This window comes from Streptomyces sp. NPDC031379 (assembly GCF_055569615.1).
This window is the reverse complement of record NZ_JBVIIT010000013.1, coordinates 208,782-234,325: the sequence shown is the minus strand read 5'-3', so window position 1 is coordinate 234,325 and position 25,544 is coordinate 208,782. Positions and strand designations below refer to the sequence as shown.

The following is a 25,544-nucleotide window of genomic DNA, read 5'->3' as shown; positions in this document are numbered from 1 at the left end:
GGGCGGCGCGTTCCTAGTTGTCGAGGCCGATCGCGAACGCGGCCTCGAGGTCGTGCTGGGAGTAGGTGCGGAACGCGACGTGCGTGTCGGTGCCCTCCACGCCCGGGATCTTGCTGATCCGGCCGGGGATGACCTCGGCCAGGTCCTCGTGCTGCCGGACCCGGACCATGGCGATCAGGTCGTAGGTGCCGGTGACCGAGAAGACCTCGCTGACGCTCTCCAGCGCGGCGATCTGCTCCGCGATCTCGGGGATCCGGTCCACGCTGGTCTTGATGAGGACGATCGCGGTGATCACGGCTGGTTCTCTCCCTCGGACGCCGGGGCCGGTGCGGAGTTCACTCTAGTCCTCCCGTCTCCCGCCACCGGCCGCCCGAGGCGCCCCTTCAGGCCCTTCCCGCTGCCGTAGCGCACCCACGCGTAGCCGAAGCCGAGCCCGAAGCCCACGAGGTGCGCGAGATAGGCGACGCCCGGGCCGTCGGAGGCCCGGCCCGCCGCCAGCCACTGCAGGCCCGCCCAGAAGGGCAGCACCACCCAGGCCGGGAAGCGCAGTGGCAGGAAGAACAGGAACGGCAGAAGACTGGTGACGCGGGCACGGGGGAACAGGTAGAGGAACGCTCCGAGGACCGCCGAGATCGCCCCGGAGGCGCCCACCAGCGACTGCTCGGAGGCGGCGTTGGCGGCCGCGTAGCCGAGCAGGGCCAGGTATCCGCAGCCGGCGTAGAAGAGGGTGAAGTGCACCCGGCCCATCCGCTCCTCCGTCATCGCTCCGAAGACGAAGAGGAAGAGCATGTTGCCGAGCAGATGCACCCAGCTGCCGTGCACGAACAGGGCGGTGGCCGGGGTGAGCGCCTCGCGGACCACTCCGTCGAACAGCTCGGCCGGGACCACGCCCCAGCGGCGGAAGTACGCCCGCTGTGCGGCGAGCAGCGCGTCCCCGGAGCCGTACGCCGGGGCGAGACCGGAGGCCGGGCCGAGGACGAAGATCAGGCAGCACAGGGCGATGAGGCCGTATGTCACCGGGGCCGTGGCCCCCCGGACCGTTCTGAATGTCCTGCCGGCCGCCGTGCTCCAGGTGCTGATCATGACTACAGAGCATGACGTAACGGGACGCAAGCTGACAGACCGCCTCGCCGCCGTGGACGGACGGGCGGCGAGTACCCGCCAGGCCGTAGGGTTACGAGCCACACGCGTCGGCCGGCGGCGCGGACCGAGAACGAGAAGGAAGCGAACCACACGATGACGGTTCCCCTGCCGACCGCCACGACGCGATGGCGCTGCAGCCTGTGCGGCAATCTCACCCGGTTCGACGTGACCCGCTCGTCGAAGGTCGTCGAGTACGTCCACCTCGACCTGGCGGGCGAGCCGACGGTGGAGGAGCGCGAGGTGGTCAGTGAGACCATCGAATCGGTGCGCTGCCGCTGGTGCAACGCGGTGGATCAGGTGGAACTCGTGGACAGGCCGGGCGCCGGCTCCTGAGCGGAGCGGCCGCGAAGAAGCAGAAGAAGTAGTGGGGTGTGACGGATGGTGGAGACCACAGGCGGGGGGCCGGGCGACGGCACCGCTGAGGTGCTTGACCGTCCGCTGCCCGACGGCGTGCGCCGGCGGGTCGTGCAGATCGTCTCGGACGGCTTCGGCGGCCTGACGGTGGCGGAACTCCCCGCCCAGTTGCGGCAGTACGCCCGGTTCGCCCCCAATCGCCGGGCGAAGTTCGCCGGGAACGCGATGGCGGCGGCGCTGGAGACCGATCCGCTGTTCCGGCAGCGGATCGGGGAGAAGTTCAGAGAGGCGCAGCCGGAACTCGCCGGCGCCCTCGACTCCGGCTCCCCGCCCCCGGCCGCGGACCCGCTCGATGTGGCGGCCGCGGCCTACGTACTGCGCCCGGCGGGCTGGGTGAAGCTGGTCACCGCGGCCGGCGAGGAGGCCCAGCGCGCGGACGCCGAGCGGGCGGACGAGGAGAGCCGGGCCGAGCTGGAGCGGCTGCGCGCCGAGCTGGCCCAGGCCCGCGACCACACCCGCGCCGAGACCGAACGGCTGCGCGCGGAGCTGGAGTCGGCGAAGAGGGAAGCGGAAGCGCTTCACCGTAAGCTGCGTGCCGCGCTCAGCGACGTCAAGCGGGGCGAGGCGGCCCTGCGCAAGGCGCAGGGCGAGATGGACGCCGTACGCGCCGAGGCACAGGCGCAGGTGTCGGCCGCCGAGAGCGAGTCCCGCCGGCTCAAGGCCCGCCTGGGCGAGGCCGAGGCCGCGGTGGAGGCCACCCGGCGGGCCGCCCGCGAGGGCCGCAGCGTGGAGGACATGCGGGTGCGGCTGCTGCTCGACACCCTGCTGGACGCGACCCAGGGGCTGCGGCGGGAACTCGCCCTGCCCCCGGTGTCCGTGCGCCCCGCCGAGACGGTGGACGCGGTCGAGCCGGGACGGATGACCCCGAAGGACATCGCGGCCCGCGCCCTGTCCGAGAACGACCCGGCGATCCTGGACCAGTTGCTCGCGCTGCCGCAGGCACATCTGGTGGTCGACGGCTACAACGTCACCAAGACCGGCTATCCCCAGATGCCGCTGGAGAAGCAGCGGCTCCGGCTGCTCGGCCAGCTCTCGGCGCTCGCCGCCCAGACCGGCGCCGAGGTGACGTGCGTCTTCGACGGTGCCGAACTGGCCGCGCCGGTGCTGCTCGCGCCGCCGCGCGGGGTGCGGGTGCTGTTCTCCAAGCCGGGCATCACGGCCGACGAGCTGATCCGCCAGCTCGTGCGCGCGGAGCCGCCGGGCCGTCCGGTCATCGTCGCCTCCACCGACCGGGAGGTGGCCGACGGGGTCGCGAAGGCCGGTGCCCGACCGGTGGCCTCTGCGGTGCTTCTCAAGCGACTGTCCTGAAGGTCCAACGGACATAGGTATTGCCCGAATTGGCCGTATCGTCACGCAGCACAGTGTCAATCCGGCATCACTGCATGTGAGTTGTGTGCAAAGAATGCATTGCGCGGCAGGGTTTTTTGCCGTGAGGATTTGAACTGATCACAAGTGGGTCACTAGGGTCTGGGCTCGAACCTCCGAACGGGTGAACACTCACAAGAAGGAGTTCGTCCTCCGTGGCGTCCCACCGTCGACCCAAGCAGCCGAGCCGCACGCGTGTCACCGTGCTGACCACCGCAGCCGCCGCTGCCGTCGCGCTCAGCGCGAACGCCGCCAACGCCGCTCCCAGCGAGAAGCTGAGCAAGGACGAGGTGAAGGCGAAGGTCGACAAGCTCTACGAGCAGGCCGAGCAGGCCACCGAGAAGTACAACGGCGCCAAGGAGAAGCAGCAGAAGCTGCAGAAGGAAATCTCCACCATCCAGGACAACGTCGCCCGCGGCCAGCAGGATCTGAACAAGCTCCGCGACGGCCTGGGCACGATGGCCACCGCCCAGTACCGCTCGGGCGGCATCGACCCCTCGGTGCAGCTCTTCCTGTCCTCCGACCCGGACGACTACCTCGACAAGGCCTCCACGCTCGACCAGTTGAGCAGCCAGCAGGTCGACGCGCTGAAGAAGATCCAGGACAAGCAGCGCGAACTCGCCCAGGACCGGGCCGAGGCCACCGAGAAGCTCAAGGACCTCTCCTCCACGCGCACCCAGCTGGAGCAGCGGAAGAAGGAAGTCCAGGGCAAGCTCGCCGAGGCGCAGAAGCTCCTGAACTCCCTGACCGCCAAGGAGAAGGCGGCCCTCGCCGCCGAGCAGGAGCGCGCCAACCGCTCCTCCAACGAGCGCGTGGACCTCGGCGACACCCCGCCGGCCTCCGGCTGGGCCGGTGCGGCCTTCTCCGCCGCCCAGGGCAAGATCGGCTCGCCGTACGTCTACGGCGCCGCCGGCCCGTCGTCCTTCGACTGCTCGGGCCTGACCTCCTGGGCCTACGCCCAGGCCGGCGTCTCCATACCCCGGACCTCGCAGGCGCAGGCCAACATCGGCACGCGCATCTACTCGCAGAGCGACCTGCAGGTCGGCGACCTGGTCTTCTTCTTCAACGACATCCACCACGTGGGCCTGTACGCGGGCAACGGCCGGGTCCTGCACGCCCCGCGCACCGGCACGGTCGTCCGGTACGAGTCCATGAGCACCATCGGCGGCCCGTTCATGTTCGGTGTCCGCGTCTGAACCGTCACGACAGCCGCACCGGGTGGCGCCCGAACGGGCGAATCCCGTGAACCGGAACTGACTCCACGCCCCGCCGTTGACCTGCGTCAGCGGCGGGGCGTCACCGTGTGTTGACTTCGAGGTCTTTGGCCGGGGCCCGCCCGCACGGCTACTGTCTGCCGCGTTTCCCCGGCGCCGGGGCCTTCCCCGTCCCCACGCGCCGGGGGAGCAGTCTCTGTCCGCCAGCAGAAGGACTGCCGTGGGGTCCCATCGCCGCCTTGTACCGTCCGGATTCGACCGGGGCGCGGCCGCCCTGTGCGCGCTGTCGGCCGCGGTCACCGCGCTCGGCGCCGTACCGGCGCACGCGGCCCCGCACGGTGACACCCGTGCCGAGGTGGACCGGCTCTACCAGGAGGCCGAGCGGGCGACCCAGGCCTTCGACAAGGCCGCGGAGCGGGCGGGCACGCTGCGCCGCGAGGTGCGGGACGCGCAGGACCACATCGCCCGGCAGCAGCAGCGCATCAACACCCTGCGCGAGCGGCTGGGTTCGGTGGCCGGCGCCCAGTACCGTTCCGGCGGCATCGACCCGGCCGTCGCCCTGCTCTTCTCCGACGACCCCGACGAGTACCTCGACAAGGCCGCCACCCTCGACCGCATCGGTGCCCGGCAGGCCCGCCAGCTCGGGGAGTTGCAGTCCGCGATGCGCGAGCTGGCCCAGGAGCGCTCGGCGGCCGCCGGGAAGCTCGCCGAGCTGGAGAAGAGCCGCAAGGCCGTCGCCACTCACAAGCGGACCGTGGAGAAGAGGCTCGCCACGGCGCGGCGCCTGCTGAACTCCCTGTCCGCCACCGACCGCGCCGCCTTCGCCCGCGCTTCCCGTGGCAGCCGCGCCGACCTGTCCGACCTGACCGGTGCCGTCGCCCCGGACGCCCGCGCCGCCGCGGCCGTGGCCGCCGCCCGCGCCGCCCTCGGCCGCCCCTACGTGTGGGGCGCCAACGGCCCCTCGGGATTCGACTGTTCGGGCCTGATGCAGTGGGCGTACGGGCACGCCGGCGTCCATCTGCCGCGCACCTCTCAGGAGCAGCGCTTCGCCGGCCGGCAGGTCCCGCTCTCCCAGGCCCGCCCCGGCGACCTGGTCGTCTACCGCTCCGACGCCAGCCATGTGGGGATGTACGTCGGCAACGGCCAGGTCATTCACGCTCCCTACCCGGGAGCGCCGGTGCGCTACGACCCGGTCGGCATGATGCCCGTCTCCTCGGTCACCCGGCCCTGACCGCGCCCGGCGCCGTACGATCGTAAAGTGGCTGGTCGCGGACGGGCGTGGGGCATAGGGGCCGTGGGGCTCGGTCTGCTGCTGCCGCTGACCGGCTGCGGCGGGCGGACGGCGGCCGACTCCGTCCGTGCCGAGGTGCAGCAGGTGCTCGACCGGCGGGCGGCCGCACTCCTCGGCCACGACGAGACGGCGTACGGCACGACGGGTACCCGCACCCAGTACACCCGGCTGCGCGCTCTCCCGCTGGCCTCCTGGAGCTACCGGGTCACCGGTGTGCACCGCACCTCCGCCGGCGCCACCGCCGACGCCGACCTGCGCTACCGCGTCACCGGCTACGACCGGGCACCCGTCGACGCCCGCCGCACCCTGACCCTCGCCCGCACCGCCGACGGACAGTGGTACGTGAGCGCCGACAGGCCCGCCGAGCGGGCCGGGCAGCAGCTGTGGGACCAGGGGACGGTGACCGCCGTCAAGGGCGCGCACAGCCTGGTCCTGGGTGCCGGCCAGCCGGCCGCCGAGCTGCGGGCCTTCGCCCGGCTCGCCGACCGCGCGGTGCCGGCCGTCTCCCGGGAGTGGGGCACGCGCTGGAGCCGGCGGGTCGTCGTCCTCGTGCCGCGGTCCCTGTCGGGCATGGCGGGCCTGCTCGGCTCGCCCGCCGCGAACTACCGGGGCATCGCGGCCGTCACCACCGGCGAAGCGGGAGGTCCGGGCGAGGCACCCGCGGACCGGGTGGTGGTCAACCCGGAGGCGTACTCCGGGCTCGGCGACATCGGCAAGCAGGTCGTGCTCACCCACGAGACCACCCATGTGGCCACCCGCGCGCACACCACCGCCGCCACCCCGCTGTGGCTCTCCGAGGGCTACGCCGACTGGACCGGCTACCTCGGCACCGGCCGCACCCCGGCGCAGATCGCGCCGGAACTCGCCCGCGCCGTCCAGGACGGCCGGGTGCCCGACGCGCTGCCCGCCGACAAGGACTTCGGCTTCACCAGCGACCCCACCGAGCTGGCGCGGGCCTACGAGGGCGGCTGGCTGGCCTGCCGGATGATCGCCGACCGCTGGGGCACGGCCCGGCTCGGCGCCTTCTACCAGGCCGTCGGTGACCACGGGAAGCGGGCGGGCGCGGTCGAGCAGGCGCTGAAGAAGGTGCTCGGTACGACCCCGGAGGAGTTCACCGCGCGCTGGCGGACGTACCTGGAAACGCGGCTCGGCTGAGCGCGCCGATCGCCTCACGCGGCCGTTTTCGCCCGGTGGCGGCAGCGGCGCGAGGGACGTCAGGAGGAGATCGGGGTCTCCTGCGTCCGGGTGGCCTGCGGCGGGAACGGGGCGGTCACGGCGGGCGGTACGGTCGAGCGCCACAGCCGGCGGGCCGCCGTGAGCGCGGCGGCGGCCAGCAGGCCGTTGCGCAGCACCAGCAGCGTCACGCCGTACCAGTCGCTCACCACCACGTGCGTGAAGCCGAGCGGGAACTCCAGCACCGTCACGAAGGACGCGAGCACGACCATCACCGCCGGCGCCGCCATCCGGCTCGCCCGGTGGGTCAGGCAGACGGCGGCCAGCCCGATCAGCCACACGAGGTACTGCGGGCTGATCACGCGGCTGGTGACCGTGAACAGCAGCACCGCCGTGAAGGCCGCGTCGGCCAGGGTGTGCGGCGCGTGCCGGGCCGCGCGCAGCCGCCACAGCAGCAGCCAGCCGAACGCGGCCCCGGTCAGCGCCAGCGCCGCCCCGCTGACCTCGTCCACGTACGGGCCGAGGAACTCGATCGATCCGTAGTTCAGCAGCACCTCGCCCCGCCAGCCGAAGTGCCGGGCCACATGGAAGACCAGGGAGCCCAGCGACTCCACCTCGGTGCCCCGGTCCCGCTGGAAGGTCAGGAAGGCGAAGGCGCCCGGCATGGACACCGCGAACAGGGCGGCGAGACCGGCCGCGGTCACCGCCGCCGACGCCCACGCCCGCCGCCGCACGGCCCCGACCAGCAGCAGCGCGGGCCAGACCTTCAGCAGCGCCGCGAAGGCCGTCAGCGCGCCCATCACCCGCGGACGCCCGGCCCCGGCGAGCAGCGCCGCCACGGCCACCGCGGTCACCATCACGTCGTAGCGGGCGTACACCGTCGGCCCGAGCAGCGGCACCCCCACCACCCACACCCAGGCCCCGCGCGCGGACCGGTCCGGCCGCCCGCCCGGACACCGCAGCAGGACCAGCACGGCGAGGTCGGCGAGGAACGCCAGCACGAAGAAGGCGTGCGTGTAGGACAGGAAGGGCAGGGCGGCGGGGGAGAGGATCGGGAGGGCGGCGGCGGGCGGATACTGCCAGGTCACGTCGTCCAGGGGAAACGTTCCGTGCCGCAGGACCTCGTACCAGCCGCGGTAGATCACCGACACGTCGGAGGTGACGTCGGGGCCGGGGAAGACGAGGATCCCGAAGACGAACAGCAGCAGCGCCACACGGGTGACGCCCCAGGTCGCGAGCAGCCGGGCCAGGGACCGCCGGGCGGCCTTCGTCTCCACGTGCTCCCCTGTCGTTCGATTCCCGCTTCGGATTGCCGTACGTTCGATTCCGCGCGCCCATGATGTCGTGCGTCCCTGTGCGCGTGCCACCGACCCCGCCGCGCCCCCGGCCCCGGAGGCCGGATTGGGTAGGGTCGGCGGCGATGCACAAGACCCTGATCGTCACCAACGACTTCCCGCCCCGGCCGGGCGGCATCCAGGCCTTCCTGCACAACATGGCCCTGCGCCTGGACCCGGGCCGGCTGGTCGTCTACGCCTCCACCTGGAAGCGCGGCCGGGAGGGCGCCGAGGCCACGGCCGCCTTCGACGCCGAGCAGCCCTTCACCGTCGTACGCGACCGTACGACCATGCTGCTGCCCACCCCGCAGGCGACCCGGCGGGCGGTCGGGCTGCTGCGGGAGCACGGATGCACCTCGGTGTGGTTCGGGGCGGCCGCGCCGCTCGGCCTGATGGCGCCCGCGCTGCGCAGGGCCGGCGCCGAGCGCCTGGTCGCCACCACCCACGGGCACGAGGCCGGCTGGGCCCAGCTGCCCGCCGCCCGGCAGCTGCTGCGCCGCATCGGGGAGTCGACCGACACGATCACCTACCTCGGCGAGTACACCCGCTCCCGGATAGCGACCGCGCTCACGGACGCGGCGGCCGGGCGGATGGTGCAGCTGCCGCCCGGGGTCGACGAGAAGACCTTCCACCCCGCCTCCGGCGGCGACGAGGTCCGGGCGCGGCTCGGCCTGACCGACCGGCCGGTCGTGGTGTGTGTCTCCCGGCTGGTGCCGCGCAAGGGCCAGGACACCCTCATCGAGGCCATGCCCCGCATCCTCGCCGCCGAGCCGGACACCGTGCTGCTCGTCGTGGGCGGCGGCCCCTACGAGCAGGACCTGCGCCGGCTGGCCCGCGAGCGGGGCGTCGAAGCCTCGGTCCGCTTCACCGGAGCCGTGCCCTGGTCCGAGCTGCCCGCGCACCACGGCGCCGGGGACGTCTTCGCGATGCCGTGCCGCACCCGGCGCGGCGGCCTGGACGTCGAGGGCCTCGGCATCGTCTACCTGGAGGCGTCCGCCACGGGCCTGCCGGTCGTCGCCGGCGACTCCGGCGGCGCACCGGACGCGGTACTGGACGGGGAGACGGGCTGGGTGGTGCGAGGCGGCGAACCGGCCGAGGCGGCCGACCGCATCATCGCCCTCCTCGGCGACGCGGAGCTGCGCCGCAGGATGGGTGAGCGGGGCCGCCAGTGGGTCGAGGAGAGGTGGCGCTGGGACCTGCTCGCCGAGAAGCTCGAAGACCTGCTCTAGGGGGCCCGGCAGGCGCCCCCGCCCGATGCGCGGCCCCTAGCCGGAACCGAAAAATCCGCACATGCTGCGCAACATGACAGCAAAACTGATGCAGCGTCAGCTGACCAGGCGTCACATTCTCGGTATGGCCGCCCTCCAGACCGCGGCCACCCTCGGCTTCACCCGCATCGGACTGCAGTCGGCCCGCGCGGCCGAGCCCGACGCGGTCGAATCCGCCCCCGCCATCGTCGTCGGCTCCGGCTACGGCGGCGCGGTCGCCGCCCTCCGCCTCGGCCAGGCGGGCATCCGCACCCTCGTCCTGGAGATGGGCCGCCTGTGGAACACCGCGGGCGGCGACGGCAAGGTGTTCTGCTCCACCGGCGCCCCCGACCAGCGGTCCATGTGGTTCCGCACCCGCACCGAGGCCCCGCTCGCCACCTTCCTGTGGCTGGACGTGGTCAACAAGGCCATCCACCCCTACCCCGGGGTCCTGGACCGCGTGCACTACGACGCCATGTCGGTCTACGTCGGCCGAGGCGTCGGCGGCGGCTCCCTCGTGAACGGCGGAATGGCGGTCACCCCGCTGAAGTCCTACTTCGCCGAGCAGTTCCCGACCGTGGACACCGACGAGATGTACGGCACGTACTTCCCGCGCGCCCGCGCCATGCTCGGCGTCAACAGCATCGACCCCGCGTGGTTCGAGTCCACCGACTGGTACCGGTTCACCCGGACCTCCCGCAAGGCCGCCGCCGGTGCCGGGCTGCGGACCACCTTCGTGCCGAACGTCTACGACTTCGGGCACATGCAGCGCGAGGCCGCCGGCACGGCGCCGAAGTCCGCGCTCGCGGGCGAGGTCATCTACGGCAACAACCAGGGCAAACGCAGCCTCGACAAGACCTACCTCGCCGCCGCCCTCGGCACCGGCAACGTCACCGTCCAGACCCTGGAGAAGGTGACGTCGGTCAGCAGGGCGAGCGACGGGTCGTACCTGCTGACCGCGGACCGGATCGACCTCACCGGCAGGGTCGTCGAGACCAGGACGTACGGCTGCACGCACCTGTTCCTCGGCGGTGGCAGTCTCGGCACCACCGAACTCCTCGTCCGCGCCCGGGACACCGGCACCCTGCCCGACCTGAACTCCTCCGTGGGCGCGGGCTGGGGCACCAACGGCAACACCATGCTCGGCCGCGCCAACCACGTGTGGGACACCGTCGGCGCCGACCAGGCCACCATGCCCGTGATGGGCATCGACGACTGGGCCAACGCCGACAACCCGGTCTTCGCCGAGATCGCCCCGCTGCCCATGGGCTTCGAGCACTGGATCAGCCTCTACCTGGCGATCACCAAGAACCCCGAGCGGGCGTCCTTCCGCTACGACTCCGCCTCCGGCGCGGTGCGGCTCGGCTGGACGGCGGCCCAGAGCGCGGTGTCGGTGCGCATGGCCAAGAAGCTGTTCGACCGCATCAACCTGGCCAACCTCACGATCTACCGGTACGACCTGTTCGGCTCGGCGAGCAAGGTCTTCGCGGACGACTTCACGTACCACCCGCTGGGCGGCTGCGTGCTCGGGAAGGCCACCGACGACTACGGCCGGGTGAAGGGCTACCCGGGGCTGTACGTCACCGACGGCTCGCTGGTGCCCGGCAACATCGGCGTGAACCCCTTCGTCACCATCACCGCGCTCGCCGAACGCACGATGGCGCGGGTCCTCGCCGAGGACACCGCGCCATGACGCACCGTCAGAAAGGTTCCTACTTCGCGTAGATCGCCTCGATCTCGCCCGAGTAGTCCTTCGCCACCACGTTCCGCTTGAGCTTCAGCGACGGAGTGAGGTGGCCCGACTCCTCCGAGAACTGGGAGGACAGAATGCGGAACTTCCGCACCGATTCCGCCTTCGACACCGCGGCGTTGCCGTCGTCGACCGCCGCCTGGATCGCAGCGATCAGGTCCGGGTCCTCACGCAGCGACGCCGCGGTGGAGCCCGCGGGCTTCCCGTGCTCCGAGGCCCACCGGCCCAGGAACTCCTCGTCGATGGTGACCAGCGCGCCCACGAACGGCCGTCCGTCGCCCACCACCATGCACTCCGCGACCAGCGCGTGCGCCCGGATCCGGTCCTCTATCACGGCCGGCGCCACGTTCTTGCCGCCCGCCGTGACGATGATCTCCTTCTTGCGGCCGGTGATCCTGAGGTAGCCGTCCTCGTCGAGGGTGCCGATGTCACCGGTGTGGAACCAGCCGTCCGCCAGCGCCTCCGCGGTCGCGCCCGGGTTGTTCCAGTACTCCTTGAACAGGTGCTCGCCGTGCAGCAGCACCTCGCCGTCGTCCGCGATCCGCACCACCGAGCCCGGCAGCGGCTGGCCGACCGTGCCGATCTTCTGCCGGTCCCACGGGTTGAACGCGGTCGCCGCACAGGACTCGGTCAGGCCGTAGCCCTCCAGCACGGTGAAGCCGATGCCCCGGAAGAAGTGGCCGAGCCGCTCGCCCAGCGGGGCACCGCCGGAGATGGCGTACTCGCCCCGGCCGCCGAGGACCGCGCGCAGCTTGCTGTAGACCAGCTTGTCGAAGACCTTGTGCTTGATCTTCAGGCCGATCGAAGGGCCCGAGGGGCTGTCCAGCGCCTTGCTGTAGGCGATCGCGGTGTCCGCCGCCTTGTCGAAGATCGCGCCCTTGCCGTCCGCCTGCGCCTTGGCCCGCGCCGAGTTGTAGACCTTCTCGAAGACCCGCGGGACACCGAGGATCAGCGTCGGCCGGTACGCGGCCAGCTCGTCGGTGAGGTTCTTGATGTCCGGGACGCAGCCCAGCTTGATCGGCGCCATCATCGGCGCGACCTGCACCAGCCGCCCGAAGACGTGGGCGAGCGGGAGGAAGAGCAGGACCGAGCACTCACCGGTGCGGAACAGCGGGCGCAGCCGCTCCACGATGTTGCCGCACTCGGCGAAGAAGCTGCGGTGGGTGAGCACACAGCCCTTGGGGCGTCCGGTCGTACCGCTCGTGTACACGATGGTCGCCGGGTCGTCGGCCTTGGCGAGCGAGCTGCGCTCCTCGACCGTCTCGTCCGACACGTCCTGTCCGAGCCGCTCCAGCTCCGCCACACCGCCGGCCTCGATCTGCCAGACGTTCTTCAGGGCGGGCAGCGAGTCGCGTACCGCCTCCACGGCGGCCGCGTGGTTGTCCAGCTCCACGATGCACGCGGTCGCGCCCGAGTCGGACAGGATCCACTGCACCTGCTCCGGCGAGCTGGTCTCGTACACCGGCACGGTGATCGCGCCCGCGCTCCAGATCGCGAAGTCCAGCAGCGTCCACTCGTAGCGGGTGCGGGACATCAGGCCCACCCGGTCGCCCGGCTGCACCCCGGCGGCGATGAGCCCCTTGGCGGCGGTGCGCACCTCGGCCAGGAACTCCCGGGCCGTCACGTCCTGCCAGGCACCCGCCACCTTGCGGGCGATGACGGCGACGTCGGGATGCTGCGCGGCGTTTCTGCGGACGATGTCGGTCAGATTGCCGTCCGCAGGGACCTCGTACAAAGCCGGAAGGCTGAACTCGCGCAAGACTGCTGCTCCTCATAGGGCGCCGGCGCCACGACACTGTGTGATGCGACGGAGCGGTCCAAGGCTCGGGCAAGTGCTCGGGAATTCACATGTTGAAATCCTGAGCACGACTGGACGGCCCGGACGTTACCCGCCGGTATGGCGTCTACGACAGGGGTTCCCGGCGAGATGTTCGCTGCGTCACACAGGTTGGCGTTCCTTCGCGCACAGTAGTCCACGGCCTGACCGACCGGCGAGTAACCGCAGGCCGGACCCACACTGTTCACAGGTGCCGCGCGCCGCCTACGCTTGATCGCCATGGCCTCCACACCCTCCGGCGACCGCAGGACGCGCGTCCATGTGGTCAGCGACGTGCACGGCAACGCCCGCGACCTGGCCCGGGCAGGGGAGGGTGCCGACGCCCTGATCTGCCTGGGCGACCTCGTGCTCTTCCTCGACTACGCCGACCACTCGCGCGGGATCTTCCCGGACCTGTTCGGCAAGGAGAACGCCGACCGCATCGTCGAGCTGCGCACCGCCCGCCGCTTCACCGAGGCCCGCGAGTTCGGCGCCCGGCTGTGGGCCGGCATCGGCACCGACCGGGCCGCGGCCGTCGAGAAGGCGGTGCGCAAGCAGTACGCCGAGCTGTTCGCCGCGTTCCCCACCCCGACGTACGCCACCTACGGCAACGTCGACATGCCGCCGCTGTGGCCGGAGTACGCCCGGCCCGGCACCACCGTCCTCGACGGCCAGCGCGTCGAGATCGGCGGCCGCACCTTCGGCTTCGTCGGCGGCGGCCTGCGCACCCCGATGCGCACGCCCTACGAGATCAGCGACGAGGAGTACGCGGCGAAGATCGAGGCCGTCGGCGAGGTCGACGTGCTGTGCACGCACATCCCGCCGGAGGTGCCCGAGCTGGTCTACGACACGGTCGCGCGCCGCTTCGAGCGGGGCAGCCGTGCCCTGCTGGACGCCATCCGCCGCACGAGACCCCGCTATTCCCTGTTCGGGCACGTCCACCAGCCGCTGGTGCGCCGCATGCGGATCGGCGCGACGGAGTGCGTCAACGTGGGCCACTTCGCCGGGTCCGGCAGACCCTGGGCGCTCGAATGGTGACCCGCGGGACCTGCGGTGAAGGCGGCAGGTCGGCGGCGCGGTAGCCTTCACGCTGCACACACGTGCGCAGCCAGGCGCACACAGACCTCTCCATACGTCCCGCATCCGGAGGAGCCACGGCGATGGCGGAACACACCAGTTCGAGCATCACGATCGAGGCCGCTCCGGCCGACGTCATGGCGGTGATCGCCGACTTCGCCCGCTACCCGGACTGGACCGGCGAGGTGAAGGAGGCGGAGGTCCTCGCGGCCGACGAGCAGGGCCGTGCCGAACAGGTCCGCCTCGTCATGGACGCCGGCGCCATCAAGGACGACCAGACCCTGGCCTACACCTGGACCGGAGACCACGAGGTCTCCTGGACCCTGGTCAAGTCCCAGATGCTCCGCGCCCTGGACGGCTCCTACCTGCTGAAGCCGGCCGGCGCGGGCGCCACCGAGGTCACCTACCAGCTCACGGTGGACGTCAAGATCCCCATGCTCGGCATGATCAAGCGCAAGGCCGAGAAGGTCATCATCGACCGCGCCCTGGCGGGCCTGAAGAAGCGGGTGGAGTCGGACCGGTAGCGGGCTCGCCGCGGGGATGCCCGCGGCGCCCCGGGTGCGAGCACGTCGTGGCCGGTCGCGCCACGCGGCGGAGCCGCACGTCGAGCAGGGCCCCGCGCCCCCGGTCAGGCGCAGCCCGGCCCCGCTCGTCACCACCCCGGTCTCCGTTACCGTTCACCCTCATGCGCACCATCCTGATCACGGGCCCCGGCGGCAGCGGTCGTACCACGATCGCCGCCGCGACCGCACTGCGTGCCGCCGCCGACGGCACCCGGACGCTGCTGCTGAGCGCGGACCGCACGGACACGCCGGGCACGGCGCTGGACACCGGGACAGGACCGACCCCCACCGACGTCACCGAGAACCTCACCGCCTGGCGCCCCGACGCGGTCGACCGCTTCCGCCAGGACCTCACCGCCTTCCAGACCCGCGCCGCGGGCGTCCTCGACCTCCTCGGCGCCGCCCGCCTGGACGCCGAGGAGGTCACCCCGCTGCCCGGCGCCGAGGAGCTGTCGTTCCTGCGCGCGCTGCGGGACGCGGCCCTCTCCGAGCGCTACGACCTCCTGGTCGTCGACCTTCCGCCCCTCCCGGCGGCGCTCGCCGTGCTCGCCCTCCCCGAGGAGCTGCGCCGCTATCTGCGCCGCCTGCTCCCGCCCGAACGGCAGGCGGCCCGCGCCCTGCGCCCGGTCCTCGGCCGGCTCGCCGGCGTCCCCATGCCCGCCGAGTGGCTGTACGAGACGGCAGCCCGCTGGGACGTCGAACTGGCCGCCGTCGAGGCCGTCCTCACCGACCGGAACACCGCCGTACGGCTGGTCGCCGAACCCGGACCGGCCGGTGCCGCCGCCGTCCGCGCCGCCACCCTCGGCCTGGCCCTGCGCGGTCTGCGCACCGAGACCCTGGTCGCCAACCGCGTGCTGCCCGAGGCCGGCGGCGACACCTGGCTCGCCGGACTCCTCGCCCAGCAGGCCAAGGCCCTCGCCGAGTGGCAGCAGCAGCCGCACGCCTTCCACACCGTCCCCCATCTCGGCCGCGACCCGCACGGCACCGACGACCTCGGCGCCCTCGACGTGCCGGCCGTCAACCCGGCGCCCGCCCCGGTCGAGTGGCCCGTCGCCGACCGGATCGCCGAGGACGGCGTGCTGGTCTGGCACATCCCGCTGCCCGGAGCGATACGGGACGAGCTGGACCTGGTCCGGCGCGGCGACGAACTCCTGATCACCGCGGGCCCCTTCCGCCGGATCGTTCCGCTGCCGTCCGCCCTGCGCCGGTGCACCGTGGCCGGGGCCGCGCTGCGCGAGGACGAACTGCGCATCCGGTTCGCTCCCGACCCCGACCTGTGGCCCGCCGGCGGGCGGTGAACCCGGCACGTGCGTTCGGGTAACGTCGTAGAGGCGAACCGCAGTCAGGAGTCCGCCATGAGCGAAGAGCGCCCCGCATCCGGACCTCACGAGGAAACGCAGGCACGGGCGACCGACGCCGACGCCTGGGCCACGGCCTGTGCCGAGGACCTCGCCGCCGAGAAGGCCCGCCGCCGCACCGAGCACGGCCCGCCGCCCGGCTCGGCCGCCGAGGAACTGAAGAAGCTCGTGGACACGGTGGCCGACAAGCTGTCCGGCCTCCAGTCACCGCTCCTCGGAGCCCTCGCCGGACCCGCCGCCCAGCAGGTGGTGCGGCAGGTCGTCCAGCAGGCGAAGGCCGCCGTGGAGCCCGTCATAGAGCGCAACCCGGAGGTGTTCGACCACCTCGCCGCGGCCGGCACCGAGCTGCTGGCCGCCTACCGCTCCGCCGTCCAGGACCAGGAGCGCCGCTGGACCACCGGCTCGGCCGACCTGAAGGACGACCGGCCCGACCGTCCCGACCGGGGCGAGGGCACCGGCCCGGGCGAACGCATCGACCTGGACTGAAGCCCTCCCACGGCAGGGCCTCGGGTACGGTTGGCCGTAGCGGGGCTCGACCGGAACTGAGGGATTCATGGGACTCACCATCGGCGTCGACATCGGCGGCACGAAGATCGCGGCCGGCGTGGTCGACGAGGAAGGCAACATCCTCTCGACCTTCAAGGTGCCGACCCCCACCACGCCCGAGGCCATCGTGGACGCCATCGCCTCGGCGGTGGAGGGAGCGCGCGCCGGGCACGAGATCGTCGGCGTGGGCATCGGTGCGGCCGGTTACGTCAACCGGCAGCGCTCCACGGTGTACTTCGCGCCCAACATCGACTGGCGCAACGAGCCGCTGAAGGAGAAGGTCGAGGCGCGCACCGGCCTCCCGGTCGTGGTGGAGAACGACGCCAACGCGGCCGCCTGGGGCGAGTACAAGTTCGGCGCCGGCAAGGGCCACCGCAACGTCATCTGCATCACGCTCGGCACCGGCCTCGGCGGCGGCATCATCATCGGCAACAAGCTGCGCCGCGGCCACTTCGGCGTGGCCGCCGAGTTCGGCCACATCCGGATGGTGCCGGACGGACTGCTGTGCGGCTGCGGCTCGCAGGGCTGCTGGGAGCAGTACGCCTCCGGCCGCGCCCTGGTCCGCTACGCCAAGCAGCGCGCCAACGCCACCCCGGAGCGTGCCGAGGTCCTGCTGGCGCTCGGCGACGGCACCCCCGACGGCATCGAGGGCAAGCACATCTCCATGGCCGCCCGCCAGGGCTGCCCGGTCGCCGTGGACTCCTACCGGGAGCTGGCCCGCTGGGCCGGCGCGGGCCTCGCCGACCTGGCCTCCCTCTTCGACCCGTCCGCGTTCATCGTCGGCGGCGGCCTCTCCGACGAGGGCGACCTGGTCCTCGACCCGATCCGCAAGTCCTACAAGCGCTGGCTGGTCGGCGGCAACTGGCGCCCGGTCGCCGACGTGATCGCGGCCCAGCTCGGCAACAAGGCGGGCATGGTGGGCGCGGCCGACCTGGCCCGGGAGCCCGACCCGGTCATGTGACGTCTGCACTGCTCGAGCCGCGGTGACGGGGCCGACCTCAGGGGCGCGGGGGACTGCGCGACAAGCCACGACGCACGGGCGGTCGCGCACGAGACCCCGCGCCCCGAGTCATACGGCGCCTCACCTCCCGAGCGGCGTAGATTGACGGCATGGCAACCCCGCTGCTCCCCAACTCCCGCACGGAGCCCGACGGTTCCGCGGTCATCAGGGTCCTGAGCTACAACATCCGCTCGATGCGCGACGACACCGACGCCCTCGCCAGAGTGATCACCGCCTGCGCCCCCGACCTGGTCCTCCTCCAGGAAGCCCCCCGCTTCTTCCGCTGGCGCAAGAAGCTGGCCCGCCTGGCCGCCGCCTCCGGCCAGGTCGTCCTCACCGGCGGAGCCACCGCGGCGGGACCGGCGATCCTGTGCAGTCTGCGGGCGACGGCGGAGCGCACCGCGGACGTCCTGCTTCCGCTCACCCCCGGACTCCACCGGCGCGGGTTCGCCACCGCGGTGGTCCGCTTCGGAGGCATCCGCCTGGGCGTCATCAGCTGCCACCTCAGCCTCCAGCGGGACGAGCGCCACGACCAGGGCGGCATGCTCCTGGACCGCCTCGCCGGCCTGGGCGTGGAGCACGCCGTCGCGGGCGGCGACCTGAACGAGCGCCCCGACGGCCGCACCTTCCGCCACCTCGCCGCGAATCTCCAGGACTGCCGGGCCACGGCACCCTGGGGCGGCGAGTTCACCTCCACCCCGGCCGACCCCCACCAGCGCATCGACGCCGTCTTCGCCACCAAGGGCATCGACGTGCTCGGCTGCGGCGTCCCGCTGGACCTGCCGGGCCTCACCCCGGCCGATCTGACCGCGGCCACCGACCACCTCCCGGTCCTGGCCGCGCTCCGCCTCCCGGCGGCCTGAGGGCGGGCTCCCCGGCACGCCGGCGCGCTCGACGCGCCGGCGCCTCAGACCACCGCGCCCCGCCCGGGGTCGTCGTCCTCGTCGTCCGTCCGCATCCGCACCACCAGCGTCGCGAAGCCGCCGAGGAAGCCGCCGATGCCGAGGGTCGTCAGCCACCAGGTCATGTCCCAGCCGAGCAGCACCGCGAGCAGCAGCAGGATCGGGCCGCCCACGACGCCCAGCCAGGCGAACTTGGCGGTCGTGTCGGCGTCCGGCAGCGGCGGCGGCTCGGGCGGTACGAAGTGGCCCTCGTCGTCCTCGTCGAAGTCGTCCTCGGCCGGCTCGGACGTGGCGTAGTCGCGCGGGCCGACCCCGGGCGCGAACGAGACCGAGCTGCCCAGCGGCCGGGCCGGCTGCGGATCGGCCGAATCGTCGCGGTCGCTCTCCGCGTCCTTCTCGAGCAGCGCGAGATCCTCCACCGACTTGAAGGGCTTGGTGCCCGGCGGGTCCGCCGGTTCCTCGCCGTACCCGGCGACGATGGCCCGCCAGGCGGCGTCCTCGTCGAAGGGCACCCCCTGCTCGTCCGGTTCGCGCTCCTCGCGGTTCTCGCGGTCGGAGCCGTGCTCAGCCAACTGCGGCCGTCCCTTCCTTGCCGACACTGGGTGCGAGCCGGCCGATGAAGGCGAGGCTCTCCTCGAAGATCCGGTCCGCATCCTCGTCCAACGTCGCCACGTGGTAGCTGTGTTCCAGCACCAGCTCGGTCACGTCCGTGGACGACACCCGGCTCAGCACCCGGGCCGAGTCCGCCGCCGGCACGACATGGTCCTGGGCGCTGCGCAGCAGCAGCAACGGCTGGGTGACCTGGGGCAGCTCGCCGTCCAGCCGGCGCAGGAACACCCGCAGCGAGTGCGCCGCGTGCAGGGGCACCCGGTCGTATCCCAGCTCCGCCGCGCCCTCCTTCGCGATGTCGCTGGCTATGCCCCGCGTCGTCCGTACGAGATGCCGGGCGACCGGCAGGGCGTACGCCGACAGGCCGTGCACCTTGTTCGCCGGGTTGACGACCGCCACGCCCGAGACCCGCTCGCCGTGCCGGGCGGCCAGTCGCAGCGCCAGCGCCCCGCCCATCGACAGGCCCGCGACGAACACCCGGGAACAGCGCTCGGAGAGCAGGCGCAGCTCGCGGTCCACCTCCGCGTACCAGTCCTGCCAGCCCGTGACCTGCATGTCCTCCCAGCGGGTGCCGTGGCCGGGCAGCAGCGGCAGCGACACGGTCAGGCCATGGGCCGCGTGGTGCTCCGCCCAGGGGCGCAGCGACTGAGGGGAGCCGGTGAAGCCGTGACAGAGGAGGACGCCCACCTCCCCGCCCTCGTGGCGGTACGGCTCGGCTCCGGGGAGAACCGGCACCTTTCGACTCTCCTGTTCCTGGCAGGGCCCCCTCCGGTGACCGGCAGAACTCGTCCGGAGACCGGCAGAGGCGGGAAGAAACGCGCGGATGTGCTTCACCGTACGCGACCGCACTGACACCGACCAGGGTCGTCGGGCCCTTTGACGGTCCTCCGGGTTAAGGTCTGTTCGACGGAAACAGGAGGCACACGGGTGTTGTACGGCACGATGAAGGTCGCCATCGGCGGGCCGCTGAAGGTTGCCTTCAGGCCCTGGGTGGAGGGACTGGAGAACATTCCGGCCGAAGGCGCCGCCATCCTGGCCAGCAACCACCTGTCCTTCTCGGACTCGTTCTTCCTCCCGACGATGCTGGACCGCAAGGTCACCTTCATCGCGAAGGCCGAGTACTTCACCACCCCCGGCGTGAAGGGACGGCTGACCGCGGCCTTCTTCAAGGGCGTCGGCCAGCTCCCCGTGGACCGCTCCGGCGCGCGCGGTGCCGGCGAGGCGGCCATCAAGAGCGGCATAGAGGTGCTGCAGCGCGGCGAGTTGTTCGGCATCTACCCGGAGGGCACCCGCTCGCCCGACGGCCGGCTGTACCGGGGCAAGCCCGGCGGCCTCGCGCGCGTGGCGCTCGCCACCGGCGCGCCGGTCATCCCGGTCGCCATGATCGACACGGAGAAGATCCAGCCGCCCGGCAAGGTCATGCCGAAGCTGATGCGGCCCGGCATCCGCATCGGCAAGCCCATGGACTTCAGCCGGTATCAGGGCATGGAGCACGACCGCTTCGTGCTGCGCGCCCTGACCGACGAGGTCATGTACGAGATCATGAAGCTCTCCGGCCAGGAGTACGTCGACATGTACGCGACCGCCGCCAAGCGGCAGATCGCGGAGGCGGCGAAGGCGGCCAAGGGAGCGGAGAAGGCCGAGAAGAAGCAGCCCGGGTCCTAGACGACGGGCCGGGGGGGATCGGGGGGCCGGGGGGATGCCCAGGCGCGAGCGCGTCATGCGGATGTCGGTCGAGCTGCCGCTGTGGCGTGCGCTGGCCGGCTACCGCGTGCTGACCATGCTGTACGCCATCGGCCTGTGCGCCACCGCGTACTCCCACTTCGTACGCCCCTGGCTGGCCGTCGCCTACTACGCCGTCCTGGTCGTGTGGACCCTCGCCACCCTGCCGAAGGTGGCGAGCGAGGCCGCCTGCACCAAGCGCTTCCTGGCCGCCGACCTGACCATCGCCCTCACCGGCATCCTGCTCACCCCGCTCGCCGACAACCACGAGCGGATCGCGGGCGGCGGCCCCACCCTGCCGTCGATATGGACCGCCGGTTCGGTGCTGGCCTTCGCCGTCAAGGGCGGCTGGCGCTGGGCGGCCGTCGCCTCCACGGCCGTGGCCGCCGTCAACCTGGTCGAGCGCGGCCGTCCCGCCCGGGACACCGTGCACAACGTGATCCTCGTCTGGGTGGCCGCCATCGCCATCGGCTACGTCGTGGAGGTGGCCCGCGCCTCCGAGCGCACCCTCGCCCGCGCCCTGGAGATCGAGGCCGCGACCCGGGAGCGGGAGCGGCTGGCCCGGGACATCCACGACGGCGTGCTGCAGGTCCTGGCCATGGTGAAGCGCCGGGGCGCGACCCTCGGCGGCGAGGCGGCCGAGCTGGGCCGGCTGGCCGGGGAGCAGGAGGTGGCCCTGCGCACCCTGGTCTCCGGCGGTCTGGTGCCGGTGTCCCGGGTGTCGGAGGACGTGGCAGCGGGGGCCGTCGTACGTGCCGTCGAGGAGCCGTACGAGGACGGCCCGGCCGGCCCGGTCGACCTGCGCTCCCTGCTCGCCCCCTACGCGTGCGCCCGGGTGAGCCTCGTCGAGCCCGGCGCGCCGGTGCCGCTGCCGCCCGCGGCGGCCCGGGAGGTGGCCGCGGCGGTGGGAGCCGCCCTGGACAACGTCCGCAAGCATGCCGGCGAGGACGCGCGAGCCTGGATCCTGGTCGAGGACGAGCCGGGCGAGGTCGTCGTGACCGTCCGGGACGACGGCCCCGGCATCCCCGAGGGCCGGCTCGCCCAGGCCGAGGGCGAGGGCCGGCTCGGGGTGGCCCAGTCGATCCGCGGGCGGCTGCGGGACCTGGGCGGCAGCGCCGAGCTGATCTCGGTCCCCGGGCAGGGCACGGAAGTCGAACTGAAGGTACCCAAGGGCGCCGAACGGGCGCGGGGGAAGAGGGCGGAGCAGCGATGACACAGCAGCAGGACCCGATCCGGGTCATGGTGGTCGACGACCACCCCATGTGGCGCGACGCGGTCGCCCGCGACCTGTCCGAGTCCGGCTTCGAGGTGGTCGCCACCGCCGGCGACGGCGAGCAGGCGGTCCGCCGTGCCAAGGCCGCCGCCCCCGACGTCCTCGTGCTGGACCTCAACCTGCCGGCCAAGCCCGGCGTCCAGGTCTGCAAGGAACTGGTCGCCCACAACCCGGCGTTGCGCGTCCTCGTCCTGTCGGCCAGCGGCGAGCACGCCGACGTCCTGGAGGCGGTGAAGTCGGGTGCGACCGGCTATCTGCTGAAGTCGGCCTCCACCGAGGAACTGCTGGACGCCGTGCGCCGTACCGCCGTCGGCGACCCGGTGTTCACGCCGGGCCTCGCCGGGCTGGTGCTCGGCGAGTACCGCCGGCTGGCCTCCGAGCCCGCGCCCGCCCCCGATGCCGACGAGCCCGGGGCGCCCCGGCTGACCGACCGGGAGACGGAGGTGCTGCGGCTGGTCGCCAAGGGCCTGAGCTACAAGCAGATCGCCGAACGCCTCGTCATCTCCCACCGCACCGTGCAGAACCATGTCCAGAACACCCTCGGCAAGCTCCAGTTGCACAACAGGGTGGAGCTGGTGCGGTACGCGATCGAGCGCGGACTCGACGACGAATAGAGCAGGCATTTCCGGCAACGCACCGGAATCACCCTTCCCGCCTCTCCCGATGTGACGCGAATCACCATTAGCGTGACTGAGCGTCAGGCAACCGCGGCGAAGGGATATTTCCATGCGGGTCGGAGTACTGACCGGAGGCGGCGACTGCCCCGGGCTCAACGCCGTCATCCGGGGCATCGTGCGCAAAGGCGTGCAGGAGTACGGCTATGAGTTCGTCGGCTTCCGGGACGGCTGGCGGGGTCCGCTCGAGAACGACACCATCCGCCTCGACATCCCCGCGGTGCGCGGCATCCTGCCCCGCGGCGGCACCGTTCTCGGCTCCTCCCGGACCAACCCCCTCAAGGTGGAGGGTGGTATCCGCCGGATCAAGGAGAACCTGGCCAAGCTGGAGGTCGAGGCCCTCATCGCGATCGGCGGCGAGGACACCCTGGGTGTCGCCGCGCGCCTGTCCGACGAGTACGGCGTGCCCTGCGTGGGCGTACCGAAGACCATCGACAACGACCTGTCCGCCACCGACTACACCTTCGGCTTCGACACGGCCGTCAACATCGCCACCGAGGCCATCGACCGTCTGCACACCACCGCCGAGTCCCACATGCGGGTCCTGGTCTGCGAGGTGATGGGCCGGCACGCGGGCTGGATCGCCCTGCACTCGGGCCTGGCCGGCGGCGCCAACGTCATCCTCATCCCCGAACAGCGCTTCGACCTCGACCAGGTGTGCGCCTGGATCACCTCCCGCTTCAAGGCGTCGTACGCCCCGATCGTCGTCGTCGCCGAGGGCGCCATGCCGAAGGACGGCGACATGGTCCTCAAGGACGAGTCGCTGGACTCCTTCGGGCACGTCCGCCTCTCCGGGGTCGGCGAGTGGCTGGCCAAGGAGATCGAGAAGCGCACCGGCAAGGAGGCGCGCACCACGGTCCTCGGGCACATCCAGCGAGGCGGCACCCCCAGCGCCTTCGACCGCTGGCTCGCCACCCGCTTCGGCCTGCACGCCATCGACGCCGTCCGCGACGGCGACTTCGGCACGATGGTCGCCCTGCGCGGCACCGACATCGTCCGCGTCCCGATCGCCGAGGCCACGGCCCGGCTGAAGACGGTGGACCCGGCGCTGTACGAGGAGGTCGGGGTCTTCTTCGGCTGACCACGGGGCCGGGACCCGGGGATCGCCTCGATCCCCGGGTCCGCCCCCTCACCTCGCCCTGCTCGCCCCGCGCAGCTGCCCGATCAGCTCCCGTACGACCGCGGCCCCGTTCAGGGTGAGGACCGACTCCGGGTGGAACTGCACGCCCGCGAACCCCGGTCCCCGTACGGCGTGCACCTCGCCGTTCGCCGCCCGGCTCACCTCCACCCCGTGCGCGGCCAGTTCCCGGGCCGCCTCCCCGTCGCAGCGGGCCACGAAGCTGTTGTAGAAGCCGACCGTCTCCGGCCGCCCGAACAGGTCGATCGTCGTCTGCGCCCCCTGGTACGGGACCTCCTTGCGGACGATGTCCAGGCCCAGCTCGGCCGCGATCAGCTCGTGCCCGAGGCAGACCCCGAGCACGCCGTACCGGTGCTCCCGGATCACCGTGGCGGCGAGCGTACGCAGCAACCGCATCTTCGGGTCGGCGAGATCCGAGGGGTCGCCCGGGCCCGGGCCGAGCACCACCGGCCCCGTGTGCGCGAGCACGGCCTCGCGCAGCCCCGGCTCGTCGTACCTCCGTACCGTCACCTCGAGCCCGCCCGAGCGCAGCACGTGCCCCAGCATCGCGGTGAAGGTGTCCTCACCGTCGACGACGAGGGCGTGGCCGGTCAGCTCCTGGGCCTGCTCCTGCATCCGCAGCCAGAACGGCGCGAGCGACGAGCGGCGCCCGTCCAGCGCGGCCCGCACCCGCGGGTCGTCGGCCAGCCGCGGGCGTACGGCCTCCTCGCGGGGCCTTCCCGGACGGACGCCGAGCGCGGCCAGCACCCCCGCCGCCTTCGCGTGGGTCTCCGCCACCTCGCCCGCCGGGTCCGAGCCACGCACCAGCGTCGCGCCGACCGGGACCCGCAGCCGGCCGTCGCGGGAGATGTCGGCGGTACGGATCAGGATGGGGGAGTCCAGCGTCTGGGCGCCGCCGGAGTCCCGCCCGAGCAGGGCCAGCGCGCCCGCGTAGTAGCCGCGCCCGCCGACCTCGTGCCGCTCGATCACCCGGCAGGCGTTCTGCACCGGGGACCCGGTCACCGTCGCCGCGAACATCGTCTCCCGCAGCACCTCCCGCACGTCCAGGGAGGACTTCCCGCGCAGCTCGTACTCGGTGTGCGCGAGGTGCGCCATCTCCTTCAGGCGCGGGCCGACGACCACCCCGCCCATGTCGCCGACGGTGCACATCATCTTCAGTTCCTCGTCGACGACCATCGACAGCTCCTCGATCTCCTTGCCGTCGGCGAGGAAGTCCAGCAGGTGCTCCGGCGTCGGCCCCCCGGCGGGGTAGCGGTACGTCCCGCTGATCGGGTTCATCACGACCGTGCCGCCGGCCATCCGCACATGCACCTCGGGGCTGGCCCCGACCAGCGTCCGGTCCCCGGTGTGCACGACGAAGGTCCAGTACGCGCCCCGCTCGCCCTCCAGCAGCCGCCGGAACAGGGCGAGCGCGTCCGCCCTGCCGAACCCGGGGATCCCGCCCTCGTACGTCCGCCGGATGACGAAGTTCGCGCCCTCGCCCCGGCCGATCTCCTCGCGCAGCACCCGGCCGACGATCTCGCCGTACTCCTCGTCGCCGACGTCGAAGCCGCCGCCCTCGACCCGCACCTCGTGCGCGGGCAGCTCGGCGAGCGCGTCCTCGAGGGGCAGCGTGTGCGACTCCTCGGGGACCAGCACCGCCAGCGGCGTGGCGTCGTCGCGGACGTCGAAGCCGCGCTCACGGATCTGGCGGAACGGGACGAGGGCGAGGCACTCGTCGGGCAGGTCGGCGAGGTGCTCGTGTTCCGTGACCGGGCCGATCAGCAGCTCGACCACGTCGGCGGCGTGGCCGGGCGTGCGGCGGCGCAGCAGGGCGAACGGGCGGGGATCGTCGAGCAGGGCGCGCAGATGCACGGGTCCGTCTCCTTCTCACTGGGAGGGAGCGGCCCGGGTCCGCAAACACCGAAGGCCGCCCCTCGGGCGGCCTTCGCGAAG

The 25,544-nt window shown here is 72.6% G+C and carries 24 protein-coding genes; 17 read left to right on the top strand and 7 right to left on the bottom strand.

The window, feature by feature from the left end:
- Nucleotides 1-13: 13 nt before the first annotated feature.
- Both ACZ5CW_RS20840 and ACZ5CW_RS20835 read right to left on the bottom strand, forming a co-directional pair.
- Nucleotides 14-295 carry an Lrp/AsnC family transcriptional regulator gene (locus ACZ5CW_RS20840; RefSeq protein ID WP_353605249.1) on the bottom strand — a complete coding sequence of 94 codons (282 nt, stop codon included), beginning with the start codon at nt 293-295 and terminating at the stop codon, nt 14-16.
- Nucleotides 292-1,083, bottom strand: a complete 792-nt coding sequence (locus ACZ5CW_RS20835) for a rhomboid family intramembrane serine protease (protein ID WP_468603375.1) — start codon at nt 1,081-1,083, stop codon at nt 292-294. The genes ACZ5CW_RS20840 and ACZ5CW_RS20835 overlap by 4 nt, the downstream gene beginning before the upstream one ends.
- A 153-nt stretch (nt 1,084-1,236) precedes the next feature.
- Here ACZ5CW_RS20835 and ACZ5CW_RS20830 point away from each other — a divergent pair, with 153 nt between their 5' ends.
- The 5 genes from ACZ5CW_RS20830 to ACZ5CW_RS20810 all read left to right on the top strand — a co-directional run bounded on the left by ACZ5CW_RS20830 (nt 1,237) and on the right by ACZ5CW_RS20810 (nt 6,582).
- Nucleotides 1,237-1,476, top strand: a complete 240-nt coding sequence (locus ACZ5CW_RS20830) for a hypothetical protein (RefSeq protein ID WP_468603373.1) — start codon at nt 1,237-1,239, stop codon at nt 1,474-1,476.
- 45 nt (nt 1,477-1,521) lie between these two features.
- The gene (locus tag ACZ5CW_RS20825; protein WP_468603371.1) at nt 1,522-2,865 is read left to right on the top strand and encodes an NYN domain-containing protein; all 1,344 of its coding nucleotides are present in this window, start codon (nt 1,522-1,524) and stop codon (nt 2,863-2,865) included.
- Between the two features lie 212 nt (nt 2,866-3,077).
- Complete coding sequence (locus ACZ5CW_RS20820; protein WP_468603369.1) at nt 3,078-4,118, top strand: C40 family peptidase; 1,041 nt, start codon at nt 3,078-3,080, stop codon at nt 4,116-4,118.
- A gap of 238 nt (nt 4,119-4,356) precedes the next feature.
- Nucleotides 4,357-5,367, top strand: a complete 1,011-nt coding sequence (locus tag ACZ5CW_RS20815; RefSeq protein ID WP_468603367.1) for a C40 family peptidase — start codon at nt 4,357-4,359, stop codon at nt 5,365-5,367.
- Nucleotides 5,368-5,394: 27 nt separating this feature from the next.
- Complete coding sequence (locus ACZ5CW_RS20810; protein ID WP_468603365.1) at nt 5,395-6,582, top strand: hypothetical protein; 1,188 nt, start codon at nt 5,395-5,397, stop codon at nt 6,580-6,582.
- 59 nt (nt 6,583-6,641) lie between these two features.
- Here ACZ5CW_RS20810 and ACZ5CW_RS20805 read toward each other — a convergent pair whose 3' ends face one another.
- Nucleotides 6,642-7,877 (bottom strand): glycosyltransferase 87 family protein, encoded by a 1,236-nt coding sequence (locus tag ACZ5CW_RS20805; RefSeq protein WP_468603363.1) that lies wholly within the window; start codon nt 7,875-7,877, stop codon nt 6,642-6,644.
- A 143-nt stretch (nt 7,878-8,020) separates the two neighbouring features.
- Here ACZ5CW_RS20805 and ACZ5CW_RS20800 point away from each other — a divergent pair, with 143 nt between their 5' ends.
- Nucleotides 8,021-9,163, top strand: a complete 1,143-nt coding sequence (locus tag ACZ5CW_RS20800; RefSeq protein WP_468603361.1) for a glycosyltransferase family 4 protein — start codon at nt 8,021-8,023, stop codon at nt 9,161-9,163.
- A 73-nt stretch (nt 9,164-9,236) separates the two neighbouring features.
- Nucleotides 9,237-10,874 carry a GMC oxidoreductase gene (locus ACZ5CW_RS20795; RefSeq protein WP_468603359.1) on the top strand — a complete coding sequence of 546 codons (1,638 nt, stop codon included), beginning with the start codon at nt 9,237-9,239 and terminating at the stop codon, nt 10,872-10,874.
- A 19-nt stretch (nt 10,875-10,893) separates the two neighbouring features.
- Here ACZ5CW_RS20795 and ACZ5CW_RS20790 read toward each other — a convergent pair whose 3' ends face one another.
- Nucleotides 10,894-12,690 carry an AMP-dependent synthetase/ligase gene (locus tag ACZ5CW_RS20790; RefSeq protein WP_468603357.1) on the bottom strand — a complete coding sequence of 599 codons (1,797 nt, stop codon included), beginning with the start codon at nt 12,688-12,690 and terminating at the stop codon, nt 10,894-10,896.
- A 297-nt stretch (nt 12,691-12,987) separates the two neighbouring features.
- On the opposite strand from ACZ5CW_RS20790, the gene ACZ5CW_RS20785 reads away from it, so the two are divergent.
- The 6 genes from ACZ5CW_RS20785 to ACZ5CW_RS20760 all read left to right on the top strand — a co-directional run bounded on the left by ACZ5CW_RS20785 (nt 12,988) and on the right by ACZ5CW_RS20760 (nt 18,154).
- Complete coding sequence (locus ACZ5CW_RS20785; protein ID WP_468603355.1) at nt 12,988-13,785, top strand: metallophosphoesterase family protein; 798 nt, start codon at nt 12,988-12,990, stop codon at nt 13,783-13,785.
- Nucleotides 13,786-13,907: 122 nt separating this feature from the next.
- The gene (locus tag ACZ5CW_RS20780) at nt 13,908-14,348 is read left to right on the top strand and encodes an SRPBCC family protein (RefSeq protein WP_468603353.1); all 441 of its coding nucleotides are present in this window, start codon (nt 13,908-13,910) and stop codon (nt 14,346-14,348) included.
- A 161-nt stretch (nt 14,349-14,509) separates the two neighbouring features.
- On the top strand, nt 14,510-15,685 hold the full coding sequence (locus tag ACZ5CW_RS20775; protein WP_468603351.1) for an ArsA family ATPase: 1,176 nt from the start codon (nt 14,510-14,512) through the stop codon (nt 15,683-15,685).
- A gap of 57 nt (nt 15,686-15,742) precedes the next feature.
- Complete coding sequence (locus ACZ5CW_RS20770) at nt 15,743-16,231, top strand: DUF5304 domain-containing protein (protein ID WP_468603349.1); 489 nt, start codon at nt 15,743-15,745, stop codon at nt 16,229-16,231.
- A 67-nt stretch (nt 16,232-16,298) separates the two neighbouring features.
- The gene (locus ACZ5CW_RS20765) at nt 16,299-17,252 is read left to right on the top strand and encodes an ROK family glucokinase (RefSeq protein WP_468603347.1); all 954 of its coding nucleotides are present in this window, start codon (nt 16,299-16,301) and stop codon (nt 17,250-17,252) included.
- Nucleotides 17,253-17,401: 149 nt separating this feature from the next.
- Complete coding sequence (locus tag ACZ5CW_RS20760) at nt 17,402-18,154, top strand: endonuclease/exonuclease/phosphatase family protein (protein ID WP_468603345.1); 753 nt, start codon at nt 17,402-17,404, stop codon at nt 18,152-18,154.
- 44 nt (nt 18,155-18,198) lie between these two features.
- On the opposite strand, the gene ACZ5CW_RS20755 is transcribed toward ACZ5CW_RS20760, so the two are convergent.
- Together ACZ5CW_RS20755 and ACZ5CW_RS20750 are read right to left on the bottom strand one after the other, a co-directional pair.
- A complete protein-coding gene (locus tag ACZ5CW_RS20755; RefSeq protein ID WP_468603343.1) occupies nt 18,199-18,765 on the bottom strand; it encodes a hypothetical protein in 567 nt (188 codons plus the stop codon).
- Complete coding sequence (locus ACZ5CW_RS20750; RefSeq protein WP_468603341.1) at nt 18,758-19,537, bottom strand: alpha/beta hydrolase; 780 nt, start codon at nt 19,535-19,537, stop codon at nt 18,758-18,760. The genes ACZ5CW_RS20755 and ACZ5CW_RS20750 overlap by 8 nt, the downstream gene beginning before the upstream one ends.
- A gap of 192 nt (nt 19,538-19,729) precedes the next feature.
- Between ACZ5CW_RS20750 and ACZ5CW_RS20745 the strand changes: the two genes are divergently transcribed.
- From ACZ5CW_RS20745 to ACZ5CW_RS20730, 4 genes are all read left to right on the top strand, one after another.
- Nucleotides 19,730-20,467, top strand: a complete 738-nt coding sequence (locus ACZ5CW_RS20745; protein WP_468603339.1) for a lysophospholipid acyltransferase family protein — start codon at nt 19,730-19,732, stop codon at nt 20,465-20,467.
- 34 nt (nt 20,468-20,501) lie between these two features.
- Nucleotides 20,502-21,737, top strand: a complete 1,236-nt coding sequence (gene macS, locus ACZ5CW_RS20740) for a MacS family sensor histidine kinase (RefSeq protein WP_468603337.1) — start codon at nt 20,502-20,504, stop codon at nt 21,735-21,737.
- A complete protein-coding gene (locus tag ACZ5CW_RS20735; RefSeq protein ID WP_468603335.1) occupies nt 21,734-22,411 on the top strand; it encodes a response regulator in 678 nt (225 codons plus the stop codon). The genes macS and ACZ5CW_RS20735 overlap by 4 nt, the downstream gene beginning before the upstream one ends.
- 112 nt (nt 22,412-22,523) lie before the next feature.
- Nucleotides 22,524-23,552, top strand: coding sequence for a 6-phosphofructokinase (locus ACZ5CW_RS20730; protein ID WP_468603333.1), 1,029 nt, complete (start codon nt 22,524-22,526; stop codon nt 23,550-23,552).
- Between the two features lie 48 nt (nt 23,553-23,600).
- Here the strand turns inward: ACZ5CW_RS20730 and ACZ5CW_RS20725 are convergent, their stop codons facing one another.
- Nucleotides 23,601-25,463 carry an anthranilate synthase family protein gene (locus ACZ5CW_RS20725; protein WP_468603331.1) on the bottom strand — a complete coding sequence of 621 codons (1,863 nt, stop codon included), beginning with the start codon at nt 25,461-25,463 and terminating at the stop codon, nt 23,601-23,603.
- Nucleotides 25,464-25,544 lie beyond the last annotated feature (81 nt).